This is a genomic window from Cupriavidus pampae (assembly GCF_914271485.1).
Lineage (GTDB): Bacteria > Pseudomonadota > Gammaproteobacteria > Burkholderiales > Burkholderiaceae > Cupriavidus > Cupriavidus pampae.
Genome location: NZ_CAJZAG010000001.1, coordinates 467,899 through 484,485 on the forward strand (window position 1 = coordinate 467,899; position 16,587 = coordinate 484,485).

General features: G+C 64.4%; 16 protein-coding genes. 14 read left to right on the plus strand and 2 right to left on the minus strand.

The genetic code is table 11. From position 1 onward, the window contains the following. From surE to LDO41_RS02070, 5 genes are all read left to right on the plus strand, one after another. Positions 1-771 carry a 5'/3'-nucleotidase SurE gene (surE, locus tag LDO41_RS02050; protein WP_223981214.1) on the plus strand — a complete coding sequence of 257 codons (771 nt, stop codon included), beginning with the start codon at positions 1-3 and terminating at the stop codon, positions 769-771. A 91-nt stretch (positions 772-862) separates the two neighbouring features. Continuing rightward, positions 863-1,831: a protein-L-isoaspartate(D-aspartate) O-methyltransferase gene (locus LDO41_RS02055; protein WP_223981216.1), complete on the plus strand. Its 969-nt coding sequence runs from the start codon at positions 863-865 to the stop codon at positions 1,829-1,831. 8 nt (positions 1,832-1,839) lie between these two features. Then, positions 1,840-2,724 (plus strand): peptidoglycan DD-metalloendopeptidase family protein, encoded by an 885-nt coding sequence (locus LDO41_RS02060; RefSeq protein ID WP_223981218.1) that lies wholly within the window; start codon positions 1,840-1,842, stop codon positions 2,722-2,724. Between the two features lie 6 nt (positions 2,725-2,730). Continuing rightward, positions 2,731-3,918 carry an RNA polymerase sigma factor RpoS gene (gene rpoS, locus LDO41_RS02065; protein WP_223981222.1) on the plus strand — a complete coding sequence of 396 codons (1,188 nt, stop codon included), beginning with the start codon at positions 2,731-2,733 and terminating at the stop codon, positions 3,916-3,918. Next, positions 3,915-4,763 (plus strand): 3'-5' exonuclease, encoded by an 849-nt coding sequence (locus LDO41_RS02070; protein WP_223981225.1) that lies wholly within the window; start codon positions 3,915-3,917, stop codon positions 4,761-4,763. Before rpoS ends, LDO41_RS02070 begins: the two co-directional genes overlap by 4 nt. A gap of 1 nt (position 4,764) precedes the next feature. Here LDO41_RS02070 and LDO41_RS02075 read toward each other — a convergent pair whose 3' ends face one another. After that, positions 4,765-5,631 (minus strand): endonuclease/exonuclease/phosphatase family protein, encoded by an 867-nt coding sequence (locus LDO41_RS02075; protein ID WP_223981228.1) that lies wholly within the window; start codon positions 5,629-5,631, stop codon positions 4,765-4,767. A 145-nt stretch (positions 5,632-5,776) separates the two neighbouring features. Between LDO41_RS02075 and rlmD the strand changes: the two genes are divergently transcribed. Further along, complete coding sequence (gene rlmD, locus LDO41_RS02080; RefSeq protein WP_290370859.1) at positions 5,777-7,153, plus strand: 23S rRNA (uracil(1939)-C(5))-methyltransferase RlmD; 1,377 nt, start codon at positions 5,777-5,779, stop codon at positions 7,151-7,153. A 99-nt stretch (positions 7,154-7,252) separates the two neighbouring features. Here the strand turns inward: rlmD and LDO41_RS02085 are convergent, their stop codons facing one another. Continuing rightward, on the minus strand, positions 7,253-7,960 hold the full coding sequence (locus LDO41_RS02085) for a Bax inhibitor-1/YccA family protein (protein WP_223981235.1): 708 nt from the start codon (positions 7,958-7,960) through the stop codon (positions 7,253-7,255). A gap of 401 nt (positions 7,961-8,361) precedes the next feature. Between LDO41_RS02085 and ndk the strand changes: the two genes are divergently transcribed. From ndk to bamB, 8 genes are all read left to right on the plus strand, one after another. After that, positions 8,362-8,787 carry a nucleoside-diphosphate kinase gene (ndk, locus tag LDO41_RS02090; protein ID WP_223981237.1) on the plus strand — a complete coding sequence of 142 codons (426 nt, stop codon included), beginning with the start codon at positions 8,362-8,364 and terminating at the stop codon, positions 8,785-8,787. A 44-nt stretch (positions 8,788-8,831) separates the two neighbouring features. After that, positions 8,832-9,983: a 23S rRNA (adenine(2503)-C(2))-methyltransferase RlmN gene (gene rlmN / locus LDO41_RS02095; protein WP_223981239.1), complete on the plus strand. Its 1,152-nt coding sequence runs from the start codon at positions 8,832-8,834 to the stop codon at positions 9,981-9,983. After that, positions 9,980-10,759, plus strand: coding sequence for a type IV pilus biogenesis/stability protein PilW (gene pilW / locus LDO41_RS02100; RefSeq protein WP_223981241.1), 780 nt, complete (start codon positions 9,980-9,982; stop codon positions 10,757-10,759). Before rlmN ends, pilW begins: the two co-directional genes overlap by 4 nt. Beyond that, entirely contained in the window at positions 10,752-11,834 is a 1,083-nt protein-coding gene (locus LDO41_RS02105; RefSeq protein WP_223981243.1) for a RodZ domain-containing protein, read from the plus strand. Before pilW ends, LDO41_RS02105 begins: the two co-directional genes overlap by 8 nt. 72 nt (positions 11,835-11,906) lie before the next feature. Continuing rightward, on the plus strand, positions 11,907-13,190 hold the full coding sequence (gene ispG / locus LDO41_RS02110; RefSeq protein ID WP_223981245.1) for a flavodoxin-dependent (E)-4-hydroxy-3-methylbut-2-enyl-diphosphate synthase: 1,284 nt from the start codon (positions 11,907-11,909) through the stop codon (positions 13,188-13,190). Between the two features lie 8 nt (positions 13,191-13,198). Further along, on the plus strand, positions 13,199-14,554 hold the full coding sequence (hisS, locus tag LDO41_RS02115; RefSeq protein ID WP_223981247.1) for a histidine--tRNA ligase: 1,356 nt from the start codon (positions 13,199-13,201) through the stop codon (positions 14,552-14,554). A 27-nt stretch (positions 14,555-14,581) separates the two neighbouring features. Further along, entirely contained in the window at positions 14,582-15,214 is a 633-nt protein-coding gene (locus tag LDO41_RS02120) for a YfgM family protein (protein WP_223981249.1), read from the plus strand. 88 nt (positions 15,215-15,302) lie between these two features. Beyond that, a complete protein-coding gene (gene bamB, locus LDO41_RS02125; RefSeq protein ID WP_223981251.1) occupies positions 15,303-16,487 on the plus strand; it encodes an outer membrane protein assembly factor BamB in 1,185 nt (394 codons plus the stop codon). Positions 16,488-16,587: the final 100 nt, after the last annotated feature.

A 16,587-nucleotide genomic window follows, 5' to 3' on the forward strand; every position in this document is an offset into this window, starting at 1 on the left:
ATGCATATCCTTCTCGCCAACGACGACGGTTACCTCGCGCCCGGCCTGGCGGCGCTGCACGCCGCCTTGACGCCGCTCGCGCGCGTCACGGTCATCGCGCCGGAACAGAATCACAGCGGCGCTTCGAATTCTCTGACGCTGCAGCGGCCGCTATCGGTCTTCGAGGCGCGCGAGGGCGTACAGAAGGGTTTTCGCGTTCTCAATGGCACGCCGACCGACTGCGTGCACGTCGCGCTTACGGGTCTGCTTGAAGATCGGGCAGACCTGGTGGTCTCGGGCATCAATCAGGGCCAGAACATGGGCGAGGACGTGCTGTACTCCGGCACCGTCGCCGCGGCGATCGAAGGTTATCTGTTCGGTATTCCGTCGATTGCGTTCTCGCAGGTGGACAAGGGCTGGGAGCACCTCGACGCTGCCGCGCGCATCGCGCGCGAGGTCGTCGAACGCGTCATCGCCGCGCCGCCCGCATTGGAACCTGCAGCCCCGTTCCTGCTTAACGTGAATATCCCGAGCCTGCCGTACGAGCATCTGCGCGGACTGCGCGCGACGCGTCTCGGCAAGCGGCATCCGTCGCAGCCCGTGATCACGCAGGTCAATCCGCGCGGCGAGACCAATTACTGGATCGGCCCGGCCGGCGATGCGCTCGATGCCAGCGAAGGCACCGACTTCCACGCGACCGCGGAAGGCTTCGTCTCGCTCACGCCGCTGCAGCTCGACCTCACGCATCGCGCCCAGCTCGCGCAACTCGGTCAATGGCTGGAGCGCAATTGACGCGCCGGCCCGTTCGCACTGGTGCGCCATCGGTCGATGACATGGTGGCCCGCGCTTGCCTGGCGCGCATGACCAAGCGTGACCCGCGCGCATGACGACGCCGCGACGATCCCGCTTTCCGCTGCCGCTCGATGCCGTGGTCGAGCGTAAGCCCGCGCCCGAGCGTACCGCCGGCATGCCCGCGATCGAATCGGCACGCAAGTCCGCGGTGCCGATCGTACCGGCTGCGCAGACGCCGCCAAACGCGCTCAAGCCGCTGAATTCTGCCGTGCAGCGCGGCCGCAAGCCCGCGCTGTCGTCCACCACGCCGCAACCGTTGGCATCGCCCACCAAGCCGGGCAGTGCCGTGGAGGCGCGCGCCTCGGCAGCAACCGCGGGCGGGGGCGGCATGGCCTCCGATCGCGCGCGCGGTGCGCTGACCGCGCGCCTGCGCGCATCGGGCATTCGCGACGAACGCGTGCTGCGCGCGATCGGTACCGTGCCGCGTCATTTGTTCATGGAGCCGGGCCTGGCCTCGCAGGCGTATGAAGATGCCGCGTTGCCCATCGGCTATCAGCAGACCATATCCAAGCCATCGGTGGTGGCACGCATGATCGAACTGCTGCGCGAGGGGCTCGCCCCCGACCAGCCGCTCGCGCGCGTGCTCGAGATTGGTACCGGTTGTGGCTATCAGGCGGCCGTGCTGAGTCTCGCCGCCGATGAAGTTTTCTCGATCGAACGAATTCGTCCGCTGCATGAGCAGGCCAAGGCGAACCTGCGGCCACTCCGCTTGCCTAACGTGCGGCTTCACTACGGTGACGGCATGCTGGGTCTGCCGCAGGCGGCGCCGTTCTCGTCGATCATTCTCGCGGCCGCGGGCATGGAGGTGCCCGAAGCCTTGCTGGAGCAGCTCGCGATTGGCGGCAAGCTGATCGCGCCGGTGGCGGTGCCCGCGGGTGCGGGCGGCCAGGGCGGCGCACAGCAGCAACTGCTACTGATCGAGCGTCTCAACCGGCATCGCTTTCATCGAACCGCGCTTGAAGCTGTTTTCTTTGTGCCCTTAAAATCGGGCACCATCTGAGTCGAACTATGCACAACAACGTGAATTCGGAACATTTCACTCGCGCAGGACAGGTTCTCGTCGTCACCGCACTGGCTGCGCTGCTCGGCGCCTGTGCCAACTCGCCCATGCCAGCCCCCGCGCCTGTGGTCGACCGCACATCCACGGCCGGAACCGCGAGCGCTGCACCGCTCGAACCGGCGCCGCCCGGTTACTATCGCGTGAAGCGCGGCGATACCCTGTATCGCATCGCGCTGGAAAACGGCCAGTCCTATCGCGATGTCGCCGCGTGGAACAACCTCGGTAACGTCAATCAGATCGAGGTGGGTCAACTGTTGCGCGTGATGCCGCCAAGCGCGGATCCGAATGCGACGGCAGGTGTGGCCACAGTGCCGGTGAATTCGGGCAACGTGCAGGCCCAGCCGATCGATGCCACGCGTCCGGTCGGCACGCCGATGTCGGCCGCATCCGCAGCCGCGGCCCCGGTAGCCACCACGCCTGCACCTGCTGCCTCGGCACCTGCGGCGGCCTCGTCGGCGGTGGCCGATGCGTCGATGCGCATGGCATGGCCAGCGAGCGGTCAACTGATTGGAAAGTTTGATGAAAAAGGCAATAAGGGCATCGATATTGCCGGCAAGAAGGGTGATCCCGTATTGGCCGCGGAGGAAGGTAGGGTGATTCACGTAGGCCCCTTGCGCGGCTACGGGAATCTTGTCATCATCAAACACAATGAAACGTATCTCACCGCATACGGGCATAACGACAAGGTGCTGGTGGCAGAGCAATCAACGGTTCGCAAGGGCCAGAAGATTGCCGAAATGGGTAACAGTGATACTGACAGGGTCAAGCTGCACTTCGAGGTTCGAAAGAACGGAAAACCGGTCGATCCAATGCGGTATCTGCCGCCACAGTGAGGTTTCATGCCACGCCAGAAAACTGTTTCATCCGGAGTTGTCAGCAGGACCCGTCGTCCCAAGCAGCCGGAAGGAAAGGCTGGCGTGGTGGCGCAGACTGACGACTCTGCCGATGCTGAGGTAGTGGCCGCGCTCGACACCGAGATGCTCGACGGTGATCCCGCCGCCGATATGGTGCCCGCGACCGACGAGCCCATCAACGCAGGTTCACGCGCGGGTTTGCGCGAAGCGAGCTCGCGTGAAGAGCCCGTCGCCGATGATGCCGACGACGATGAGGACGAGGACGACGAGGAAGAAGAGGGCGCGGCCGAACCCGCCGCCGAGCCGGACGACTTCCGCACGGTCCTGCATACCGAACTCGCCGCCGATACGGTTCAGCACTATCTCAATCGCATCAGCATCAAGCCGCTGCTGTCCGCACCCGAGGAACTCCATTTCTCGACGCGCGCGAAAGAAGGTGATTTCTCCGCGCGTCAGGTCATGATCGAGCGCAATCTGCGCCTCGTGGTCAGCATTGCCAAGGGTTATCTCAATCGTGGCGTGCCGCTGCTCGATCTGATCGAGGAAGGCAACCTCGGCCTGATGCATGCGATCGAGAAATTCGATCCTTCGCGTGGCTTCCGTTTTTCGACGTACGCCACATGGTGGATCCGTCAGAGCATCGAACGCGCAATCATGAACCAGGCACGCACGGTACGCCTGCCGGTGCATGTGATTCGCGAACTGAATCAAGTCCTGCGCGCCAAGCGCCACCTTGAAAAGGGTGGCACCGATGGCCGCGACGCCAGCCTCGAGGACATCGCCCACCTGCTCGGCAAGACGCCGGACGAGGTGCAGGACGTGCTGGCACTCAATGAACACACCACCTCGCTAGATACGCCGTTCGATCTCGATCCGGGCTCGAGCCTGCTGGATTTCCTGTCCGACGAGCATAACGCCGCGCCGGATCAGGAAGTCGCTCACCGCGAGCTGGAAAACCTGATGAAACTCTGGCTGGCACGCCTGTCGGAGAAGCATCGCTATGTGGTGGAGCGCCGCTTCGGCCTCAATCACATCGAGCCGGCCACGCTCGAGGAGCTGGCCGAGGAAATGGGTCTGACCCGCGAACGCGTGCGCCAGATCCAGCAGGAAGCGCTGGTCAAGCTCAAGCGGCATTTCGCCTCGCAAGGTGTACGCAAGGACGCTGTTTTATGACCCCTGTGCTGGTATTCGACATCGAGACCATTCCCGATGTCGCCGGCCTGCGCCGTTTGCATGACCATCCCGCCTCGATGAGCGACGCCGAAGTCGCCGAGCATGCCTTTGCCGCCCGCCGGGAAAAGACCGGCTCGGACTTCCTGCCGCATCATCTGCAGCGCGTGGCCGCGATTTCCTGCGTGCTGCGCCGCACGCAGCGTGACGGGTCGGCATCGTTCCATGTCGGCACGCTCGGCACCGTCGAGGACACCGAGGCCACGCTGATCCAGAAGTTCTACGAACTGATCTCGCGCTATAGCCCGCAGCTCGTGTCGTGGAACGGCGGTGGCTTCGATCTGCCCGTGCTGCACTATCGTGGCCTGGTCAACGGCGTGTCCGCGCCGCGCTACTGGGAGATGGGCGAGGGCCGCGAGGATGACAGCCGCGACTTCAAGTGGAACAACTACATCAGCCGCTATCACATGCGGCATCTGGACCTGATGGATCTGCTGGCGATGTACCAGCCGCGCGCGAGCGCGCCGCTGGACGACCTCGCCAAGTTGTGCGGATTCCCGGGCAAGATGGGCATGGATGGCAGCAAGGTGTGGGAGGCCTATCAGGCCGGCCAGCTCGACGCGATTCGCGCGTACTGCGAGACCGACGTCGTCAACACCTACCTCGTGTACTGCCGCTTTCAGCTGATGCGCGGCGGCCTGTCCGCACGCGAATTCGATCGCGAAGTCGCCTTCGTGCAGGAATCGCTGGCCGAGCTGCCGGGCGAGCAGTGGATGGAATATCTGCGCGCTTTCCAGGTACGTCCGCTCAGCGGGGAAGCCGAGGACGACGAGTCGGAGTCGTTCTGAGTTACATATCGAGGCTCAGGTGAATCGGCTGATGGTCCGAATTCGCCGTGTTGCCGTTGACCTCGCAGTATTTCACGCGATCCAGCAGGTTCCCCGTCACGAACACGAAGTCGCATGCAAACGGCGGCTCCGTCCATTGCTCGCGATCGTATAGCGCGCAGGTCGGCGCATGTGGCGTGCCGGGATGTGTATGCACCCAGGCGTCGTGCCACGCAGGGGTGCGATCGCCGGGTTGGTCATTAAAGGGCGCGAGCATGTGCTGGTACGCGACGTCATCGGTCTTGCTGTTGAAGTCGCCGCAGAGAATCGCCTCGGTGGGGCGCGGCTCGGGGGCAAATGGCCCCGGCTTCTGATCGCTGCGTCCCGGATGCCGCGCGTGCGCACATGCTTCGGCATGCCACAGGCGCAAGGCCTCGGCCTGCGCCGAGCGCTGCGTCTGCGAGTAGTACTCCAGGTGGGTGCTGATCACGCGCACGCGCCGCGCGCCAACCTCGAGTGTCGCCTCCAGTGCCACGCGCGGCATCGACGGGACGCTCGGGTCGGCCGGCCATGGCAACGCATGGCGAAACACTTCACGGATCGGCAGTCGCGTTGCGATGACGTTGCCGAACTGGCGCGGCCCGCCATCGTTGCCGCGGCGGTCCACGCCCGGCGCGAACAGGATCTGGTAGCCGGGCAGCAGGGCCGTGAGCTCGGCCACCTGATCGCGCTGTGGGCCACCGGCCATGTCAGTGAACCCGCGCGTGATCTCCTGCAGGCAGATTACGTCGGCGTCGGCCATGTCGCGCAGCGTGGCCACCGTGCGGGCCAGATCGACCCGGCCGTCCGCGCCGCGGCCCCATTGAACGTTCCAGTTCAGCAATTCCATCGTGTCTCTCCAGTCGACTGGACTACAATCGCGCATTCGCAAAACAATACGCCAGGTCCCGCAGGTGTCTCAATCCGTGTCCGTCCCGCATGATCAGGGCGAGGCCGCGCCGTCAGGTGTCGCGTCCGCCGCATCCCCAGCCGCCGTGCTCGCTGCCCCCAACGTTGCCCCCAAGGCTGCCCGGGCCGAGTCCGTCGTCGTCATCGACAGTCTCGACATGGAAGCGCGTGGCGTCGGTCGTCTCGTCAACGAAGACGGCACCCAGGGCAAGGTGATCTTTGTCGAGGGCGCGCTGCCCGGTGAAACAGTGAGCTATCGCAGCTTCAAGCGCAAGCCGAGCTACGAGCAGGCGGCGCTGGTCGAGATCAAGAAATCTTCGGTGGATCGCATAACGCCTGGTTGCCAGTATTTCGGCCTCTGTGGCGGCTGTTCGATGCAACACCTCGACTCGCGCGCGCAGATCGCGATCAAGCAGCGCATTCTCGAGGACAACCTGTGGCATCTGTCGAAGGTGCGCCCCGACGTCGTGTTCCGCCCGATCGCGGGCCCGGATTGGGGCTATCGCTATCGCGCGCGGCTGACCGTGCGCTACGTGGCCAAGAAGGGCACGGCGCTGGTCGGTTTCCATGAGCGCAAGAGCAGCTATGTGGCGGACATGACGTCGTGCGAAGTATTGCCGCCGCATGTGTCAGCATTGTTGGTGCCGCTGCGCGAACTCGTGACGGGCCTGTCCATTCGCGATCGCATGCCGCAGATCGAGATCGCGGTCGGTCATGACATCACCGCGCTCGTGCTGCGTATCCTCGAGCCGCTGACCGACGAGGACAAGGACCTGCTGCGCGCATTCGCGGATCGGCATGGCGTGCAATTCTGGCTGCAACCGAAGGGCCCGGACACCGTGCACGTGTTCCATCCGGCGGATCGCGAACTGGCGTACACGTTGCCCGAATTCGGTATCCGCATGCCGTTCAAGCCGACCGATTTCACGCAGGTCAATCATCAGATCAACCGCGTGCTGATCGGCCGCGCGCTGCGCCTGCTCGATGCGCAGCCGACGGAGCGTCTGCTCGACCTGTTCTGCGGCATCGGCAACTTCACGCTGCCGCTCGCGACGCAGGGCACATCGGTCATGGGCATCGAGGGCAGCGAGGTGCTGACCACACGCGCGCTGGCCAACGCCGAGTACAACGGACTCGCGCACAAGACGTCGTTCGCATGCCGCAATCTGTTCGAGGTAACGGGCGAGGATATCGCCGCGCTGGGCCGTTTCGACCGCTGGCTGGTCGATCCGCCGCGCGAGGGCGCGCTGGCCGTAAGCAAGGCGCTGGCGGAGTTGCACCAGCAGGGCAGTGACGTGCTGCCGCAGCGCATCGTGTACGTGTCGTGCAACCCGGCCACGCTCGCGCGCGACGCGGGCCTGCTTGTGCACGAGGCGGGCTACAAGCTCAGCGGCGCGGGCGTGGTGAACATGTTCCCGCACACCTCGCACGTGGAATCGATCGCGGTATTCGATCGTGTATAAGCGATCGTGTATAAGCGATCGCGTACAAGCGATCGTCATTCAGCGAACAGGCATAAAAAAACCGGCCCGAAGGCCGGTTTTTTATTGCCCGGAGGCAGGTCAGTCGCGGTTGCCGCCGAAGATGCCGAGCAGTGCCAGCAGATTCACGAACACGTTGTACACGTCAAGGTAGATCGCGAGCGTGGCCGTTACGTAGTTCGTTTCGCCGCCATTCACCACGCGCTGCACGTCGATCAGGATGAACGCCGAGAAGATTGCGATGGCGATCAGCGACACGGTGATCATCAGCGCCGGCAGATGCAGGAAGATGTTCGCGACGGAGGCGAGGATCAGCATGATCACGCCGACCATCAGGAACTTGGTCATGCCCGAGAAATCACGCTTGCTCGTGGTGGCGATGGTAGCCATGGTCGCGAACACCGCGGCGGTGCCGCCGAACGCGTACATGATCAACGCGGGACCGTTCGAGAAACGCAGCGTCACACCGATCAGGTTGGACAGCCACAGGCCCATCACGAACGTGAAGGCCAGTAGCAGCACGACGCCCATACCGCTGTTCTTGGTCTTCTCGATGGCGAACATGAAGCCGAACATGACCGCGATGAACAGAATAGCCGAGATGCCCGGGCTACCCGCGATCAGCGTGAAGCCGCCCATGGCGACGCCCAGCCAGGCGCCGAGCACTGTCGGGATCATCGACAAGGCGAGCAGCCAGTATGTATTGCGCAGGACCCGGTTGCGCGCGACCGCGGCATTGGCGCCCGAGGCGCTGTTGCCGAAGCTGTAGGTATCGAGCCTTTCGTTCATGGTGACTCCTGTCTAAAAGTGGTGTGGCCGGGTGGCCCCGGCGCGGCACAATCCGAATGTCGCACCGCGTCAGTTGAATTGCAAGGGGCGCCCGCCATCTATTACGGCAATGTAATGGTGGAGCGCGGGTTGCGCCCAGCTTCGCTTCGGACGCGAGTATCGCGCGGTTTTGTCTTAACAACCATACCTGGCGAAGCTTGTCTTGCAGATTCGAACACATTTGACGCCGCGCAAGGTAAAGTGTTCCCGATATGTGATTTATATAACACATCGAGCGGACGCGCAAAGATTACAAGCGATCACAGTGCAACCCCGGTTGCCCCCGCTCGAATCCGTCATGGTCTCGTGCTAGAATTGCACGTTTATTCCTTTAGTAACCCCTTCATTTTTCGGAGTTTTTCATGGCGATCGAACGCACCCTGTCGATTATCAAGCCGGATGCCGTGGCCAAGAACGTTATCGGCCAGATCTACGCCCGTTTCGAGGCCGCCGGCCTCAAGATCGTTGCCGCCAAGCTGGTTCAGCTGTCGCGTAGCGAAGCCGAGCAGTTCTACGGCGTGCACAAGGAGCGTCCTTTCTTCAAGGACCTCGTGGACTTCATGGTTTCGGGCCCGGTGATGATCCAGGCTCTGGAAGGCGAAAACGCCATTGCCAAGAACCGTGACCTGATGGGCGCCACGGACCCGAAGAAGGCCGACAAGGGCACCATCCGCGCCGACTTTGCCGACAGCATCGACGCGAACGCCGTGCACGGTTCGGACGGTGCGGAGACCGCCGCTGCCGAAGTGGCATTCTTCTTTGCTGGTCTGAACGTTTACAGCCGCTGATCGTCCCCGGACATCGCGCTGAACCCCACGCTGGAACTGTAGTCATGAACGATCTCGTCAATCTGCTCGATCTGGATGCGGACGCGCTCACCGCTTATTGCGGCGAGCTCGGCGAGAAGCCGTTCCGTGCGCGTCAGTTGCAGCGCTGGATCCACCAGTTCGGCGCCAGCCGCTTCGACACCATGTCGGATCTCGCCAAGTCGCTGCGCGAAAAGCTCGCGACGCGAGCCGAGATCCGGGCACCGTCCATCATCGCCGACAACGTGTCGAGCGACGGTACGCGCAAGTGGCTCGTCGATGTGGGCGCCGGCAATGCGGTGGAGACCGTGTACATCCCCGAGGAAACGCGCGGCACGCTGTGCGTGTCCTCGCAAGCGGGGTGCGCGGTCAACTGTCGTTTCTGCTCGACCGGCAAGCAGGGGTTCTCGCGGAACCTCAGCACGGGCGAGATCATCGGCCAGCTCTGGATGGCCGAGTTCGCGATGCGTGAGCACCTGGGCCGTGGTCCCAAGGATGAGCGCGTGATCTCGAACGTCGTGATGATGGGCATGGGTGAACCGCTGCTCAATTACGAACAGGTCGTGCCGGCCTTGCGGCTGATGCTCGACGACAACGCGTACGGCCTGTCGCGCCGCCGCGTGACGGTGTCCACCTCCGGCGTGGTGCCGATGATGGACCGGCTGTCGAAGGATCTGCCCGTGGCGCTCGCGGTATCGCTGCACGCCTCCAACGATCCGCTGCGCGACATGCTCGTGCCGCTGAACAAGAAGTACCCGCTGGCCGAACTGATGGCGGCATGCCGCCGCTACCTCGAGTTCGCGCCGCGCGATTTCATTACCTTCGAATACTGCATGCTCGATGGCGTCAACGATGGCGTCGAACATGCGCGGGAGCTGTTGAAGCTCGTGGCCGACGTGCCATGCAAGTTCAACCTGATCCCGTTCAATCCGTTCCCGGAATCGGGGCTGAAGCGCTCGAATAACGAGCAGATTCGCCGCTTCGCCCAGGTGCTGATGGACGCGGGCATCATTACCACGATCCGCAAGACCCGCGGCGATGATATCGACGCCGCGTGCGGCCAGCTGGCCGGCGAAGTCAAGGATCGTACCCGTCTGGCCGAGCGCGGCAAGTTCGGCAAGATCACGCCACTGGTGCCGGTCTATACCGGCAAAGCTCGGGAGGCTCGCCCCGCATGATGCGTCTGATTGTCACGGCCCTGCTGGGGCTGTTGGTTCTGTCTGCCTGCACGCTGCCGCCGCCTCCGCCGCAGGGTATCACCACCGCTTCCGATCAGACCGAGGTCAGCCGCCGGGCAACGATTCGCCTGCAACTGGCGATGGGGTATCTGGAAGCCGGGCAATATTCGGTGGCGCTCGACGAAAGCAAGCAGGCGATCGCGGTCGATCCGAGTATGGTCGATGCGTATCACGTGCGCGCGCTCGCCTATATGGGCATGAATGAACGCGCGTTGGCGGAAGACAGCTTCCGCACCGCGCTGTCGCTGCGTCCCAACGACGCCGACGTGCTGAACAACTATGGCTGGTTCCTGTGCCAGAACAATCGTTCGAGCGAAGGCCTGCCGATCCTGCGGCGCGCGGTGGAAGCGCCATCGATCACCGGCCCGGTCAAGCCGCTGATCAGCCTTGGTGTGTGCGAACTGCGTACCGGTGATAGCGACGGCGCGGAAAAGACGCTGCTGCGCGCGCTCGGCTACGACCGCGTCAACCAGGCGGCAACCACCAATCTGGCGCTGGTCTATTACCGGCGTGGTGACTACGCCCAGGCCCAACAATTTATCGGACGCGTCAATAACGGCCGGACCCCGACCGCGCAATCGCTTTGGCTGGGCGCGCGCATCGCGCATCGGCGCAGCGACGCGACGGGACAGAAGGCGCTGGTGGGGCAGCTGAGGAGTCTGTTCCCGGATTCGCGCGAGGTGACCGCCTACGAACAAGGAGCATGGGATGAGTGAACAGGAGCGTGCCGCAAGCCAGACCGCCTTGGGCGTCGTGGAGACCGATCGTGACGCCGTGGCGCGCGAGATCGGCGCACAGCTCAAGGAGGGGCGCGAGGCGCAGCGCTTGTCGCTCGAGGACGTGAGCGCGCGGCTCAAGGTGGCGGCGCCCAAGCTCGCGGCGATCGAGTCGGGCAACGTGTCGAGCCTGCCGGACGTGACGTTCGCCAAGGGCGTGATGCGCGCCTATGCCCGCACGCTTCATATCGATATCGACCCGTTGCTGGGGCGTTATCACGCACAGGCGCAGACCGCGCCGGTGGCGGAGATCACGCGTCGGCACGAAGGCTCGCTGAATCAAGCGTTCGACGATCGCAAGCGCTTCGGCTCGAGCACGTCCAGCGGCAGCGGTGGCCGGGTGATCTGGTTGCTTCTGGTGGTGGCGGGGCTTGCCGCAGGTGGCTGGTTCGGCTACGACCACTTCAAGGCGTGGCTTGATGCGCGCAGCCAGCATGTGGCGGAAGTGTCCGCCAGCGAAGAGGCGGCGACGCAGACGACCAGCGATGGCACCGTGACCGCGACGCTGCCGACCGTGATGACCGGCAACGATTCGCCGGCACCGTCGGAAGCGCCCGCCGTGACCACGCCCGTACCGCCCACGACCGCTGCGACCTCAGCGACCTCAGCGACCGCCACGCCATCCGCGCCATCCGCGCCGACCACGGCCAGCGGCATGCCGCTGGCGACCGGTGGCGCGTTGGCGCCGAGCGTGAAGGACGTGCCCGCACCGAGCGCCGCACCGGCGCCCGCCGCGGCGGCCACGGCCGCCACCGCAATGCCGGCAGCGGCAGCCGGTGGCGATGTCGAGTTGCGTTTCTCGGGCGATACCTGGTACGAGGTTCGCGACCGCAACGGCAAGGTGGTGCTGGGTGGCACGGCCAAGGCCGGCGACGTGGTGGCCGGTGCCGGCGCCGCGCCGTACAAGCTCGTGATCGGCAACGTGAAGGGTGTCGAATCGGTGCGTCGTAACGGCGCACCCGTGGATTTCAAGAGTGCGGACCGCAACAACGTGGCGCGCATGACGCTGCAGTGATAACGCTGTCGTCATGACGTTGCAAACACGCGCGGTCGGTGCAAACCGTCAAGCATGCAAGGTGGTAATGCGATGAATCAAGAGGCTTTCCAGCCCGTTCTTCCGGGTCCGTTGCCGCGTCGGCAGTCGCGCCAGGCGCGCGTGGTGTGGGGTGACAATGTCGTCCTGATCGGTGGTGGCGCACCCGTGCGCATCCAGTCGATGACCAACACCGATACCGTCGACGCGATCGGTACGGCCATCCAGATCAAGGAACTCGCGCGCGCGGGCTCCGAGATCGTTCGTATCACGGTGAATACGCCCGAAGCGGCGGCCGCGGTGCCCGCGGTGCGCGAGCAGCTCGACCGCATGGGCGTCGATGTGCCGCTGGTCGGCGACTTCCACTACAACGGCCACACGCTGCTGCGCGACTATCCCGCGTGCGCGGAGGCGTTGTCGAAGTACCGCATCAACCCGGGCAACGTGGGCAAGGGCGCCAAGCGCGACACGCAGTTCGCGCAGATGATCGAGATGGCGTGCCGCTATGACAAGCCGGTGCGTATCGGCGTGAACTGGGGCAGTCTGGATCAGGATCTGCTGGCGCGTATCATGGACGAGAACGCGCAACGCGCGCAGCCATGGCCCGCGCAGAGCGTGATGGTGGAAGCGCTGATCACGTCGGCGATCGAGTCCGCGCTCAAGGCCGAGGAAATTGGCCTGCCGGGCAACCAGATCATTCTGTCGTGCAAGGTCTCGCAGGTGCAGGAACTGATCGCGACGTATCGCGAACTCGCGCGCCGTTGCGACTACGCGCTGCATCTGGGCCTGACCGAAGCCGGCATGGGCAGCAAGGGCATCGTGGCATCGACGGCCGCGCTGTCGGTGCTGCTGCAGGAAGGCATCGGCGACACGATCCGCATCTCGCTGACGCCGGAACCGGGCGCGCCGCGCGAGAAGGAAGTCTACGTGGGGCAGGAAATCCTGCAGACCATGGGCCTGCGCAACTTCACCCCGATGGTGATTGCATGCCCCGGCTGCGGCCGTACCACGAGCACGACGTTCCAGGAACTGGCCGCGAGCATCCAGTCGTATCTGCGCGAGCAGATGCCGGTCTGGAAGACCGAGTATCCGGGCGTGGAAGAAATGGACGTGGCCGTGATGGGCTGCATCGTCAACGGTCCCGGCGAGAGCAAGCATGCCAACATCGGCATCTCGCTGCCGGGTTCGGGCGAATCGCCGGCGGCGCCGGTGTTCGTTGACGGCGTCAAGGTGAAGACGCTGCGCGGCGAACGCATTGCCGAAGAGTTCCAGGCGATCGTGGATGAATACGTGCGCACGCACTACGGCGCCAACGCCGTGCGTGCCGCCATTGCTTAAAAGAAGAAATGACTGAGAAGACGGAGAAGGTGCGCGCGTTGCAGGGTGTGAAGGGCATGAACGACATGCTGCCCGCCGACGCGCCGCTGTGGGAGCTGTTCGAAAGCACCGCGCGCTCGATGCTGCGTGCCTATGGCTACGAGCAACTGCGCACGCCGATCGTCGAGCAGACGCAGCTGTTCGTGCGCGGCATCGGCGAGGTGACTGACATCGTCGAGAAGGAAATGTACTCGTTCACCGATTCGCTGAACGGTGAGCAACTGACGCTGCGTCCCGAAGGCACGGCGGCTGCGGTGCGCGCGACGATCGAACACAACCTGCTGTATGACGGCCCCAAGCGCCTGTGGTACACGGGCCCGATGTTCCGTCACGAGCGTCCGCAGCGCGGCCGCTATCGCCAGTTCCATCAGCTTGGCGCCGAGGCGCTGGGCTTTGCTGGCCCGGACGTGGATGCGGAGATCATCCTGATGTGTCAGCGTCTGTGGGACGACCTTGGCCTGACCAACGTTCGTCTGGAGCTCAATTCGCTGGGCCAGGCGCACGAGCGCGCGGCGCATCGCGAGGAACTGATCAAGTACCTCGAGGGCTTCCAGGACATCCTCGACGAGGATGGCAAGCGCCGCCTGTACACGAATCCGCTGCGCGTGCTGGATACGAAGAATCCGGCGCTGCAGGAGATGGCCGCCAACGCGCCGAAGCTGATCGACTTCCTCGGCGAGGAGTCGCTCGCGCACTTCGATGGTGTGCAGCGGCTGCTCAAGGCCAACAACATTCCGTTCAAGATCAATCCGCGTCTCGTGCGCGGGCTCGATTACTACAATCTGACTGTATTCGAGTGGATTACCGATAAGCTTGGCGCGCAGGGCACGATCGCCGGCGGTGGCCGTTACGATCCGCTGATCGCGCAGATGGGCGGCAAGTCGGCGCCCGCATGCGGCTGGGCCATGGGCATCGAGCGCATTATCGAACTGATGCGCGAAGAGAAGCTCGTGCCCGACGTCGAAGGTTGCGACGTGTACGTGGTGCACCAGGGCACTGCCGCGGCCGAGCAGTCGATGATTGCCGCGGAGCGCCTGCGTGACGCGGGCCTCAACGTGGTGCTGCATGCCACGACCGATGGCAAGAGTGGCAGCTTCAAGTCGCAGATGAAGCGGGCCGATGCCAGCGGCGCGTCGTTCGCCGTGATCATTGGCGAGGACGAAGTCGCCAAGGGTGTGGCACAGGTCAAGGAACTGCGTGGTGCGGGTGCCGAAGGCACCGGTGGCGCGCAGGAAACCGTGCCGGCCGAAGCACTCGTGGAACATGTGATCGATCGGATGGTCAATGCCATCGAGAGCGATGACGACGAAGACGACGAGCAATAATTCAATCAACGCGGGTGATGTCTCGACATGGCTTACGATCTAGAAGAACAGGAACAGCTTGAGAGCCTCAAGGCCTGGTGGAACCAGTACGGCAATATCGTCACGTGGGTTCTGATTGCGGGCCTGCTCGCGTTTGCGGCATGGGGCGGCTGGAACTACTGGCAACGTTCGCAGGCGCGCGACGCGGCGCTCCTGTATGAACAGGTGACCAAGGCCGCCGAGGCGCGCGACGCCGATCGCGTCAAGCGCGCGGCAACCGACCTCGAGTCGAAGTTCGGCCGTACCGCCTACGGTCAGATGAGCGCGCTGGTCGCGGCGAAGACGCTGTACGACGCGGGTGATCTGGCTGGCGCGAAGGCGCAGCTGCAGTGGGCGATCGATCATGGCGACGGTGACTACGTGCACCTCGCGCGCGTGCGCCTGGCTGGCGTGCTGCTCGACGAAAAGGCCTACGACCAGGGCCTCGCGCTGCTGAAGACGGACCCGCCGGGCCCGTTCGAGGCGCTCTATGCCGACCGTCGGGGCGACCTGCTGGCCGCGCAGGACAAGCGCGACGACGCGCGCGCCGCGTATCGCCGCGCGCTCGACAAGCTGGGCGCCGGCGATGCCGGCATGCGCCAGGTCATTCAGTTCAAGCTCGACGCGTTGGGCACGGCCTGAGTCGGTGGCCGTTTGATCGCACGTTTTTGATCATCACCTCATTGCAAACATCAACGCCAATCGAGCCATACAAGGGGATCGCATTCTCATGACGTCATTGCTACAAGCAGCCACGCAACGTTCGACTCGCCATGTGTCCCGCCATGTCGCGCGTGCGCTGACCGCTGGGGCCTGCCTGGGCGTGCTCGCCGGTTGCTCCCTGTTCGGCAAGGAGAACAAGCATCCGCCCACCGAGCTGAAGCCGGTGGCTGCCACGTTGTCGGTCAAGCAGGCCTGGACCGCTGACGTGGGCAAGAGCGGCCCATTCGTGATGGCGCCGGCCGCCGCCGGCAACAACGTCTACGTGTCGTCGCGCAGCGGTAACGTGATGGCCATCGACGGCAATTCTGGCCGTACGGTGTGGAAGGCCAAGACCGATATCGATCTGACCTCGGGTCCCGGTACGGATGGCAGTGTCACGGCAGTCGCGGGCGAGAAGGGCGCGGTGTATGCGTTCGATACCAGCGGCAAGCAGTTGTGGAAGAAGCAGGTCAATGGCGAGGTCCTGTCCGCGCCGCTGGTCGGCAACGGCCTCGTGATCGTGCGCACCACCGACACGCGCGTGCTGGGCCTTGACGCGCAGACCGGCGAGCGCCGCTGGATCTACCAGCGTTCGCAGACGCCGCTCAACCTGCGCGCGGCCATGGGCATGACGTTCGCCGGCGACGGCGTGGTGATGGGCTTCCCGGGTGGCAAGCTCGGCGTGCTCGCACCGGGCAACGGCGTGCTGCGCTGGGAGTCCGCGGTGTCGTATCCGAAGGGCGTGTCCGAGATCGAGCGCCTGAACGATGTAACCGGCCAGCCCGCGGTCAATGGGCGTCAGGTGTGCGCCACTACGTTCCAGGGTCGCATTGCCTGCCTCGAACTGGCCAATGGCCAGCCGCAGTGGGGCAAGGATTTCTCGTCGCCAACCGGCGTCGCGCAGGATGATTCGACGCTGTTCGCCAGCGACGAGTCGTCGACGGTGTATGCGTTCGACCGCCAGAATGGCAACGAGCGCTGGAAGAACGATCAATTGCGTTATCGCAGCCTCGGCGCGCCGACCGCGCTGGGCCGCTCCGTCGTGGTGGGTGACTACGACGGTTTTGTTCATTTCCTCTCGCGTGAGGACGGCCAGATCGTGGCCCGCATGAAGACCGACGGCAGCGCGATCAGCGCCGCGCCGGTGGTGGCGGGCCAGACGCTGGTGGTGCAGACCCGTGACGGCGACGTCTACGGCTTCGTACCGAACTAAAATATGTAAAGCGTCTTGGAGACGCTAGCTTCTCGCCCGTGCCCGTCCGTGCTCCTGTCGCGCGGATGGCACCAATCCGGTAGCATGATTCCGGTCGTGC